This window comes from Streptomyces sp. C10-9-1 (assembly GCF_024497955.1).
Lineage (GTDB): Bacteria > Actinomycetota > Actinomycetes > Streptomycetales > Streptomycetaceae > Streptomyces > Streptomyces sanyensis.
Genome location: NZ_JANHKP010000001.1, coordinates 14944 through 25291 on the forward strand (window position 1 = coordinate 14944; position 10348 = coordinate 25291).

9 protein-coding genes and 1 pseudogene are annotated in these 10348 nt (G+C 76.6%); 4 read left to right on the forward strand and 6 right to left on the reverse strand.

Annotated features, from left to right (window positions below; genetic code table 11):
* Window positions 1–69 precede the first annotated feature (69 nt).
* The gene (locus NPS70_RS00070) at window positions 70–1047 is read left to right on the forward strand and encodes an acyl-ACP desaturase (protein ID WP_256521311.1); all 978 of its coding nucleotides are present in this window, start codon (window positions 70–72) and stop codon (window positions 1045–1047) included.
* A gap of 118 nt (window positions 1048–1165) precedes the next feature.
* Here the strand turns inward: NPS70_RS00070 and NPS70_RS00075 are convergent, their stop codons facing one another.
* Window positions 1166–2494: an SDR family NAD(P)-dependent oxidoreductase gene (locus NPS70_RS00075; protein WP_256521312.1), complete on the reverse strand. Its 1329-nt coding sequence runs from the start codon at window positions 2492–2494 to the stop codon at window positions 1166–1168.
* A gap of 137 nt (window positions 2495–2631) precedes the next feature.
* Window positions 2632–2877 (reverse strand): WhiB family transcriptional regulator, encoded by a 246-nt coding sequence (locus tag NPS70_RS00080; RefSeq protein ID WP_256521313.1) that lies wholly within the window; start codon window positions 2875–2877, stop codon window positions 2632–2634.
* Window positions 2878–3363: 486 nt separating this feature from the next.
* Between NPS70_RS00080 and NPS70_RS00085 the strand changes: the two genes are divergently transcribed.
* Window positions 3364–4545: an MAB_1171c family putative transporter gene (locus NPS70_RS00085; protein ID WP_256521314.1), complete on the forward strand. Its 1182-nt coding sequence runs from the start codon at window positions 3364–3366 to the stop codon at window positions 4543–4545.
* 154 nt (window positions 4546–4699) lie between these two features.
* Window positions 4700–5101, forward strand: a pseudogene (locus NPS70_RS00090) (GNAT family N-acetyltransferase); the annotation flags it as partial.
* A gap of 348 nt (window positions 5102–5449) precedes the next feature.
* Here the strand turns inward: NPS70_RS00090 and ligD are convergent.
* Window positions 5450–6454, reverse strand: a complete 1005-nt coding sequence (gene ligD / locus NPS70_RS00095; protein WP_256521315.1) for a non-homologous end-joining DNA ligase — start codon at window positions 6452–6454, stop codon at window positions 5450–5452.
* A gap of 52 nt (window positions 6455–6506) precedes the next feature.
* On the opposite strand from ligD, the gene NPS70_RS00100 reads away from it, so the two are divergent.
* Complete coding sequence (locus tag NPS70_RS00100) at window positions 6507–7574, forward strand: ATP-dependent DNA ligase (RefSeq protein WP_256521318.1); 1068 nt, start codon at window positions 6507–6509, stop codon at window positions 7572–7574.
* On the opposite strand, the gene NPS70_RS00105 is transcribed toward NPS70_RS00100, so the two are convergent.
* From NPS70_RS00105 to NPS70_RS00115, 3 genes are read right to left on the reverse strand one after another with little or no spacing between them, the layout of a single operon-like run.
* A complete protein-coding gene (locus tag NPS70_RS00105) occupies window positions 7538–8914 on the reverse strand; it encodes a lytic transglycosylase domain-containing protein (RefSeq protein WP_256522161.1) in 1377 nt (458 codons plus the stop codon). The genes NPS70_RS00100 and NPS70_RS00105 overlap by 37 nt on opposite strands.
* Window positions 8915–8973: 59 nt before the next feature.
* On the reverse strand, window positions 8974–9762 hold the full coding sequence (locus NPS70_RS00110; RefSeq protein ID WP_256521319.1) for a hypothetical protein: 789 nt from the start codon (window positions 9760–9762) through the stop codon (window positions 8974–8976).
* A 23-nt stretch (window positions 9763–9785) separates the two neighbouring features.
* The gene (locus tag NPS70_RS00115; RefSeq protein ID WP_256521320.1) at window positions 9786–10313 is read right to left on the reverse strand and encodes a hypothetical protein; all 528 of its coding nucleotides are present in this window, start codon (window positions 10311–10313) and stop codon (window positions 9786–9788) included.
* Window positions 10314–10348: the final 35 nt, after the last annotated feature.

Consider the following 10348-nt stretch of genomic DNA (forward strand, 5'->3'; position numbering starts at 1 on the left):
ACGGCCGCTTAACCTACGGGTTCGTAACCTACGAAGCCGTAAGTACCACTCCCGTCCCCAGGAGCACCAGTGACGATCACCTCTCCCCACCTCGGCAGCAGCTCGGACGCCTGGACGGACGCCCGGCTGCTGTACGCACTCGAAGAGGTGGTCGAGAAGGAGCTGAACCGCCACCTCAAGGCCGCCAAGGACTGGATGCCGCACGAGTACGTGCCCTTCGGCGACGGCCGGAACTTCCCCGGCTTCTTCGAGGACGGCGAGGCGTGGGAGCCGGGCCAGTCCAAGGTGACGGACATAGGGCGCATCGCCCTGGTGGTGAACCTCCTCACCGAGGACAACCTGCCGAGCTACCACCACGAGATCGCCTCCCTCTTCGGCCGCGACGGCGCCTGGGGGACCTGGGTGCACCGCTGGACGGCGGAGGAGGGCCGGCACGGCATCGTGATGCGGGACTACCTGCTCACCTCCCGGGCCGTCGACCCGGACCAGCTGGAGCAGTTCCGCATGGCGCACATGGCGGAGGGCTTCGAGTCGGACAACCGGCACTCGATGCTGCACTCGGTGGCGTACGTGGCCTTCCAGGAGCTGGCCACCCGGGTGTCCCACCGCAACACGGGCCACCAGTCCGGCGACCCGGTGTGCGACCGGATGCTGGCGCGCATCGCCACGGACGAGAACCTGCACATGGTCTTCTACCGCAACCTGCTGAAGGCCGCCTTCGAGCTCGCCCCGGACCTGACCATGCAGGCCGTACGCGACGTGGTGGTGAACTTCCGCATGCCCGGGCACGGCATGCCGGGCTTCGAGCGCGCGGCCGCCCAGATGGCCATCGGCGAGATCTACAACCTGCGCATCCACCACGACGACGTGCTCGAGCCCGTCCTGCGCTTCCTGAAGATCATGGAGATCGACGGCCTGGGGCCGGAGGGCGCCAAGGCCCAGGAGGAGCTGGGCCTGTACATGGGCGGCCTGGACGCCGAGGCCGTCAAGTTCGACGACCGGCTCGCCGCGCGCAAGGCGCGGATGGCGGCCCGCGCCGCGCAGTGAGGCGCCCCGCCCGGTGCGGCGCCCGGCGCGCCGCACCGCGTGCGGACGGGGCCCCGGGGCGGTGCGCGGAGGGAGGCGCCGGTGCCCGCGCCGCGTGCGGCCCGCCCGGCCGAGGGGCTCACCAGGCGGCCTCCCGGTAGTCCTTGAGGAGCACGCCCGCGACCGGGTCGCCCGCCTCGCCCCGCACGATCGGGTCGTAGACGCGGGCGGCGCCGTCCACCACGTCGAGCGGGGTGCGTCCCCCCGCCTCGGTGATGCGCGCCAGCCGCGGGGCCGGGTTCTCGTCGGTGACCCAGCCCGTGTCCACCGCGCACATGTGGACGCCCTGCCGGGCGAGGTGCGGGCCGCTGGTGCGGGTCAGCATGTTGAGCGCGGCCTTCGCCATGTTGGTGTGCGGGTGGTTCGCCGTCTTGCGGCGGACCGCGAACCGGCCCTCCACCGCGGACACGTTGACGACATAGGCCCGGCCCCTGGGCGAGGCGAGCAGCAGCGGCAGCAGGCGGTCGGCCAGCAGCGCCGGCGCGAGGGCGTTGACCAGCTGGGTCTCCAGCACCTCCGCCGGGTCGAGCGCGCCCAGTGCGGTGGTCCAGGAGTTGCGGGCGGACGGGTCCGGCAGCAGCCCGGCCTCGTCGGGCTCCCCCAGCACCAGGGCGAGCGCCCCCGCCGGGGCGCCCACCGCCGCGTGGGGCCGGTACCCCGGCGCGAGGAGGACCCCGGGGGCCGGGTCGCCGCTCTCCCCCTCCGCCAGCAGCGCGTACGAGGCGGGCGGGCGCCGGATGGTCTGGGCGGCGTTGTTGACCAGGATGTCCAGGGGTGTGCCGTCCCGGCGCAGGTGCGCGCAGAGCCCGAGGACCTGGCGGGGGTCGCGCAGGTCCACCGCGACGACGGTCAGCCGGTCCAGCCAGGCGTCGCTGCCGGGGGCCGCCCGGAAGCGGCGCAGGGTGTCGTCGGGGAAGCGGCTGGTGACCATGAGGTCGGCGCCGTCCCGCAGCATCATCAGCGCGAGCTGGAAGCCGATCTTCACCCGGCCTCCGGTCAGCAGCGCCCGGCGCCCGGCGAGGTCGGTGCGCAGCCCGCGCCGTGCGGCGTTGTCCGCGGCGCACCCCGGGCAGAGGCGGTGGTAGAAGGCGTCGGCCTCGGTGTACGGCTCCTTGCACACGTAGCAGCGCCGGGGCTTGAGGTAGTGCTCACCGGTCGGGCCCGTCACGGCCGGGGCCGTCAGGGGGGCGTCCGCACGGCGGTCGGCGGCACCCGTGGCGGTGCGGGCCGCCAGGCTCCGGTCGGCGGCGGCGCGGGCCCGGCGGGCCTGCTTGACGCGCCGGTTGCGGCTCTCCCGGACGAACCGGGAGGCAGCCGTCTCGGCACGCCCGCGGAGCGGGTCGTCCAGCGGCAGCTCCCTCAGCCGCGCAAGCGTGTCCGTGAAGGACTCCAGTTCCTCGTCCGTCATCCGCCCGTCCATGTGAGGTCCCCACCCGTGAAGTTGACCGGAGCGTAGCGCCGGGCGGGCGGGAGCGGCATCCGCTTATCGCGCCGCGGCCCGGCGACGCGGCACCGGCGGGCAGGGGGCGCGGCCGGCTGCCGGGGTCAGCCGCGTTCGCGGCGCAGCTTCAGGCGCTCCTTCTCGGACAGTCCGCCCCAGACCCCGAAGCGTTCGTCGTTGGCGAGGGCGTACTCCAGGCAGGCCTGACGGCCCTCGCAGGCTCCGCAGAGCTGCTTGGCCTCGCGGGTGGAGGAACCGGGTGCGGGGAAGAAGAACTCCGGTCCCGCCTGGGCGCAGAGCGCGGCTTCCTGCCAGGCCAGCGCCGGCTCCGTCGTCGTGTTCATCGGCATGGCGCCCAGCCTGCACGGCGGTGATAAACGGCCGATCAACGACACGTCAACGGTCCCCGCGGCCCGGGGGCGGGGCCTCCCGGCGCTTCCGGCTGCGGGGCGGCCGGACACCGATTCTGCCGGGGGGAGGGGTCCCGCGCCGCACCGTCGCCGTGCCTCGGCGCGTCGCGCGGTGCGCAGGCGCCCGCCCCGCAGCGGTGGGGCGCACGGTGCCGGACCGGCCGCGCGGCGGACCGCGTCGGCCGACGCGGCGGCTGGCACCCGGCGACGCGACGGGGCGGACCCGGCCGACGCGGCACTAGGATGGGCCGCCCCGCTCGGCCGCGTACGGGAGTTCGAGATGCCGGGGAGCGAAGGAGGACCGACGGGTGGACGCCCACACCAGCGGGACGGCACCCCCGCGGACCGCCCGCGTCCCCCGGCCCGCTCCGCGCGCCGCGGCGCCCGCGCCCGCCACGCGACGCCTGCACCGGCGGAGAGCGTGACATGGACGGACTGGACTTCTACCTCCCCGCCGCCGTCCTGTTCGCGGCCTTCGCCGCCAAGATCCCCGAACTGGCCCGCAGCAGGCGGGACCCGCTCCTGCTCTCCATGGGCGGGCTGCTCTTCGTCGCGGGCCTGGTCTTCCTGTTCGCCGCGCCCCCCACCATCGTCGCCGTCAACGACCTCACGGGCGTGCCCAACGCCAGTGCCCCGCTGGTCTACACGGTCCTGACCGCGTTCTGCGCGTCCTGCCTGGTCCTGGTCGTGCACTGGCGCGAGGAGCGGCCCGGCAGGGCCCGGTTCGTCACCCGCTGGGTGGCCGGCGTCTACCTGGCCGTGATCGCCGCCCTGTGGGCGCTGTTCCTGCTCGCGGACGCCCCCGTGGAGCGGGTGCACGACCTGGACACCTACTACGCCACGACCCCGTACATGCGGGAGATGATCGTGCTGTACCTGGTGGCGCACCTGGTGGCCTCCTCGGTCACCGGCGGCCTGTGCTGGCGCTGGTCGCTGCGGGTGGGCGGCTGGCTGCGCGGGGGGCTGCTCCTGCTGGTCCTGGGCTTCCTGCTCAACCTCGGCTACGACGCGGCCAAGTTCGCGGCCGTCTTCGCCCGCTGGAGCGGGCGGGACTGGGACGGGCTCAGCACGCACACGGCCCCGCCGCTGGCCTCCTCCTCGGCGCTGCTGATCGGGCTGGGCTTCCTGCTGCCCCGGGTGGGCGGCACGCTCTCGGAGTGCTGGCGCGCCCACCGGACCTACCGCCGTCTGGGCCCGCTGTGGCGGGAGCTGCGCGGGATCGCCCCGGCCGCGGCCCGCCCCTCGGTCTCCTGGCGCGACGGGAGCGCGCGCCTCATCGCCCGGGAGTCCGCCATCTACGACGGGCTGCTGCAACTCGCCCCCCACCTGGACGGGCGGGTGCGCGCCGCGGCCGTGGCGCGGGCCGCCGCCGAGGGCGCCGGACCGGAGCGCGCCGAGGCCGTGGGGGACGCGGCGATGGTCGCCGCCGCGCTGGCGGGCCTCGGAGCCGGACGTGTGCCGCGGGATCCGGCAGACGGCGCGGCCGGTGTGCCTCCGGAGGGCTTCCGGGACCTGGTGGGCATGGCGCAGGCGCTGCGGACCTCGCCGGTGGTGGCCCGGGCGCGGGCCGCGGCCGCCGTGCGGCCGCGCAGCGCGGCGGCGCCCTGAGCGGCCCGGGCGCCGGCGGGACGGCCCGCGGCGCCGGGCGGGCCGTGCCGCGGGGCACTGCTCCGGGGACGAGGCGCCCTGCCGGGGCAGGAGGGTGGGGGAACGTACCGTGCGGGGTGCCGAGGCCGATCCCCGTGTTCCCCCTGGAGCCACCGTGCCGCTGCCCTGTCCGGAACTTCTGCCCGGTGAGGGCTTCACGCTGCGTCGGCACCGCCCGGCGGACGGGGAGGCGTTCGCGGCCTTCCTCACGGACCCCGAGGCCACCCGCCACATGGCCTTCACCGCGGAGCAGAGGACGGCGGAGGGCGCGCGGGGCATGCTCGACCACGTGGTCTCCGCCTACGGCTCGGATCACGAGGTCCTGTCGCTGACCATCGCCGACGCGGCGGACGACTCCTACCTGGGCTCGGTCGGGGGCACCGCCACCGACACGGAAGGCGTGGTGGAGATCTACCGCACGGTCGTGCCCGCCGCGCAGGGGCGCGGCCTGGCGACCGGCGCCGTGCGGCTGCTGGTCGCCTACCTGTTCCCGCTCGACGGCGTCACCTCGGTGCGCGCGGACGTCACGGCCGGGAACCGGCCGTCCCTGCGCCTGCTGGAGAAGCTGGGCTTCCGCGACCGCGGTCCCGTGGAGCGGGCCGCGGGGGGCGGCGACCTCGCCCCACGGCTCCCTCACCGGGCGCCGGTACGTGCGGGACGCGGACGCCTCCGAGGGGTGAGCCGCCGCTCCGCGGCCCACCGGCCGGGGCCGCGCGAGCGGACCGGCAGCGCGCGGGGGGCGGGGCAACGGCAGGCGGGCGGGGCGGACCGGCAGCCGGGTGACCGGCAGCGCGCGGGGGGGCGGGGCAACGGCAGGCGGGCGGGGCGGACCGGCAGCCGGGGCGGCCGCGGCCCGGTCCCGCCGTCAGTCCTTGGCCCGGCTCGGCTGCACCCGCTTGGGCTCGCCGGGCATCTTCGGGTACTCCGGCGGGTAGGGCAGGTCGCCCAGGCCGTGGTCCGCCTCGTCCTTGCGCGCCCACTCCAGCAGGTCCTCCAGGGAGAACCGGTGGTCGTCCATGTCCGCGTGGACGTCGCCGACCTCGGCGTAGCGCCCGGGCATGGTGCGCAGGTCGAAGTCCTCGGGCCGGGCGTCGTCGACCTCCTCCCAGCGCAGCGGCGCGGAGACGGGGGCGTGGGGCCGGGGGCGCACCGAGTAGGCGGAGGCGATGGTCCGGTCGCGCGCGGTCTGGTTGTAGTCGAGGAAGATCCGCTCGCCGCGCTCCTCCTTCCACCACTTGATCGTCACCCGGTCGGGCATCCTGCGTTCCAGCCGGCGCCCGCAGGCGATCGCGGCGCGGCGGACCTGGGTGAACGTCCAGCGCGGTTCGATGGGGACGAAGACGTGCAGGCCGCGCCCGCCGGAGGTCTTGGGCCAGCCGCGCAGCCCGGCGTCGTCGAGGACCTCCCGCAGCACGTGGGCGGCGCGGACGGCGTCGGTGTAGTCGGTGCCGGGCTGGGGGTCGAGGTCGAGTCTCAGCTCGTCCGGGTGCTCGGTGTCCGCGCGGCGGACCGGCCACGGGTGGAAGGTCACGGCCCCCAGGTTGGCCGCCCAGAGCACGGCCGCCGGCTCCTGCGGGCAGAGTTCGTCGGCGGAGCGGCCGGAGGGGAAGGTGATGTGCGCGGTGGGGATCCAGTCCGGCAGGTGCTTCGGGGCGCGCTTCTGGAAGAAGGACTCCCCGTTCACCCCGTCGGGGTAGCGCTCCAGGGTCGTGGGCCGGTCGCGCAGCGCGCGGGTGGCGCCCTCTCCCACGGCGAGGTAGTAGCGGACCACGTCCAGCTTGGTGTAGCCGGGCTCGGGGAAGTAGACCTTCTCCGGGTGGGACACCCTGACGGTGCGCCCGCCTGCTTCGATTTCCACGGCGTCGGCCATGCCCGTCAGCGTAGGCCGCGCCGTCAGGGCGCGCATACCGGACAATCGGGCCATGCAGCTGCCCGTGATGCCGCCCGTGAAGCCGATGCTGGCGAAGTCGGTGAAGAAGATCCCGCCGGGGATGCAGTACGAGGCCAAGTGGGACGGGTTCCGTGCGATCGTGCACCGCGACGGGGATGAGCTGGTGCTGGGGTCGCGTACCGGCAAGCCGCTGACGCGGTACTTCCCGGAGCTGGTGGCGGTGCTGCTGGAGCAGCTGCCCGAGCGCTGCGTGGTCGACGGCGAGATCGTGGTCGCGCACGGGGGGCGGCTGGACTTCGACCGGCTGTCCGAGCGCATCCACCCGGCGGACTCCCGCGTGCGGATGCTGGCCGAGCGGACGCCCGCCTCGTTCGTCGCCTTCGACGTGCTCGCGCTCGGCGACACGTCCCTGCTGGAGACGCCGCTGCGGGAGCGGCGGCGCCTGCTGGAGCAGGCGCTGGCCGGGGCCCGGCCGCCGCTGCACCTGGCGCCCGCGACGACGGACGCGGCGCTGGCCGGGCGGTGGTTCGAGCAGTTCGAGGGGGCGGGCCTGGACGGGGTGGTGGCCAAGCCGCTCGACCTGCCCTACCGGCCGGACGCCCGCCTGATGTACAAGATCAAGCACGAGCGGACGGCGGACACGGTGGTCGCGGGCTACCGCTTCCACCGGAGCGGCCCGGTCGTGGGCTCGCTGCTGCTGGGTCTGTACGACGGCTCGGGCGCCCTGCAACACGTGGGTGTGTGCGCGGCCTTCCCCATGCGGCGTCGCGAGGAGCTCGTCGGGGAGCTGGAGCCGCTGCGGATGGGGGACGTCTCGGAGCACCCCTGGGCGCGCTGGGCCGAGGAGGCGGCCCACGAGGGTGCCCGGCTGCCCGGGGCACCGAGCCGGTGGTCGGGGAAGAAGGACCTCTCGTGGGTGGCGCTGCGGCCGGAACGGGTGCTGGAGGTGGCCTACGACCACATGGAGGGCGACCGCTTCCGGCACACCGCCCAGTTCCGGCGGTGGCGCCCGGACCGCGACCCCTCCGGGTGCACCTATGCGCAGTTGGAGGAGCCGGTGCGCTACGACCTCTCCGAGGTGCTGAAGGCGCCCGTCTGACGTGCCGCGCCGGCGGGGCCGGTCGGGGCGATCCCCCGGGGGCGGGCCGCCGGGCGGGTCCGGTGGGGCGCTCCGGTGGAGGGGTCCGCCTCCGGTGCCCTGGCGGGGCCGGGAGCCCAAGCGGGCGCCGTGGCCGGGGACGGGGAGGGGCCGGGGGTGGCGGTGGGTGACCCAGGGGGGTCGGGGCTCGGGGACGGGTCCGAGGTCGGGGACGGGGCGGGGCTCGGGGACGGGTCCGAGGTCGGGGACGGGTCCGAGGTCGGGGACGGGGCGGGGCTCGGGGACGGGTCCGAGGTCGGGGACGGGTCGGAGGTCGGTGAGGGGTCCGGGCTCGGGGACGGGTCGGAGGTCGGGGAGGGGTCCGGGCTCGGTTCCGGTTCGGGCGACGGCGACGGCGAGGGGGCCTGGCTCGGCGACGGCGACGGGGACGGGCCGGGGCCCGTGGTGGGCCCGGGGACCGGGGTGGTGCCTCCCGGCGGCGCCGGGCGCTCCGGCGGCGGCGTCCCGCGCGAGGGCCGCACCGGGGAGGGGCCGATGACGACCGGGTCGTCCCGGGCTCCCGCGTCCGGGCCGACGGCGGGGCCCGGGGGCGGGCTCCCCGCCCCGTCGGCCACGGCGTGGGCACCCTGCCGGTAGAAGGCGTACCAGGCGAGCACCGTGCGCAGGTACGCCCGCGAGCGGTTGTAGGCCAGCACCGCCCGTGCGAGGTCCTCCGGCCGGTCGAGGTCGCGGTCCCCCGCGCACAGGTGGTGTCCGGCGGCGAGTGCGGCGTCGTGGATGTCCGACGGGTCGCGCCGTCCGTCGCCGTCGGCGTCCCGGCCCCACACGGCCCAGGTGGACGGGATGAACTGCATGGGCCCCACCGCGCGGTCGTATCGGGTGTCCCCGTCGTGGCGGCCGCCGTCGGTGTCGAGGATGCGGGCGAAGCGCACACCGTCGAGGACCGGTCCCAGGATCGGGGCGAGGGCGGTGCCCCGGGCGTCCACCCGGCCGCCGTGCGCGTGGTCGGACTCCACCTTGCCGACGGCGGCCAGGAGCTGCCAGCGCAGGCCGCAGCCGGGGTCGGTGCGGGCCACGGCCGCCGCCGCGCCCCGGTAGGCGGCCAGCACCGTGGCGGGGATGCCGGACTCGGCACGGACCCGGTCCGGGGCCGGGGCGGCGGGCCGCCGCCCCGGCCCCCCGCGCAGGGGCACGCCGTCCGAGCCGCGCAGCGGAGGCAGTTCGGTGCGGAACGCACCGTCGCCCGGGGCGCCGCCGGGCTGCCGTGCGGTCGGCGCGGTCCCGGCGCCCGTCCCCGTGCCGGGACCGCCGGGTGCCTGGGAGGCCGTGAGCGCCGCCATCGCGGCGACGGCCGCGGCGGTGGCGGTCAGGCCCCGGCGGGTACGGGCCGCGGGGCGCCTCACGAGCCCGCCCCGAGGGTGTCGAGGGCCGCGATCCGCCAGCTCCCGCCCTTGCGCACCAGGTCGGCGGCGAGCATCGCCGCGGCGTAGGTGGTCGCGTCCCGCGGCGCCGCGCCCCCGGTGCCGGCCCCGGCCTTCCCCGTGTCGCCCGCGGCGCCCTCCGCAGCGGTGCGGGTACTGCTCTGGTCGGCGTAGACCAGCACCCGGGCACGGTCCCCCTCGACCCTCTCGACCGCGCTGTCCGTGACCGTCGTGGTGAGCACCAGTCGCTGCCGGGGGCCCTGTTCGCGGACGGCGGCGAGCAGCTCCGCGTGCTGCTCGACCGCGGCGCCGGTCAGATGGGCCGCGACGGCGCGGTCCAGCGCCTCCGGGTCGGCGAAGTCGTAGCTGAAGACGGCCTCCACGGCGCGGGTGGCGGCGCCCCCGGCCTCGCTGGTGCGGGCGGTGTCGGTGAGGGCGGTGTTGCGCACCGCGGGCCGGTCGCGGAGGTCGTGGGCCCGCTCGGCACCGTAGGCGGCGAACGCGCCCAGCACCGCGGACAGCAGGCAGAGCAGCACGGGCAGCCGGCGGCCGCCGCGGAGCGCCGCCGGCCCGCGGCCCGCCCGGCCGGGTGGCTTCGCCGGAGGGGTGCCGCTCCCTCGGGCATCGGGGCCGGAGCGTCGGCCCCGGCGACCGGACGGGGGCGCCTCGGCGGCGCCCGGGGCGGGCGGGGCCGTGCCCGGGGCCGCTCCCCGGGAGGCCGAGGCCAGTCTGCGCTGCCGGTTGATGAGATGACGGGTCGTCGACATCGGCGGGATCCTCTCGTGGCCTGCTACTCGGCGGCCGTGCCGCCCACGGGCGCCTGGCCGAGGGCGCTGAGCTTCCAGCCGCCGGCGGTGCGGGTGAGCGCCGCGATCATGCGGCTCTCCTTGCGGACGGGTTCGCCCTCCGGGGCGGTGACGGTGATCCTCAGGGCGACGAGCACCCGGGCCTTCCCGGCCCGTTCGTCGAGTTCAGTGACGGCCGCGGAGAGGACGGACGCCTCGGTCACGGTCCCCGCCTCGCGGATCTGCTTCTCGAAGGCGGCACGGCCGTCGGCGAGCTGGTCGTGCAGGTCCCCGGTGGCCGAGTCCTCCCAGCCGTCCAGGCCCCGCCGGAGGTCGCGGTGGTCGAGGGTGTTCAGGTTCCGGACGGCCTGCCGCCCGGCGGCGAGCACCTCCTCACGGGTGTGGGCGAAGGCCGCCGCGTCGTCGTGCGCGGCCGCGTACCAGGACCAGCCGCCCCAGCAGGCGGCGGCGGCCGCGAGCGCGGCCAGGGCGAGCGCCGCTGCGAGCACCGGGTTCCTCGTGGTCCGTGCCATGGGTGGCCAGTTCCTCTCCTGGGTGCCGTGTGCCC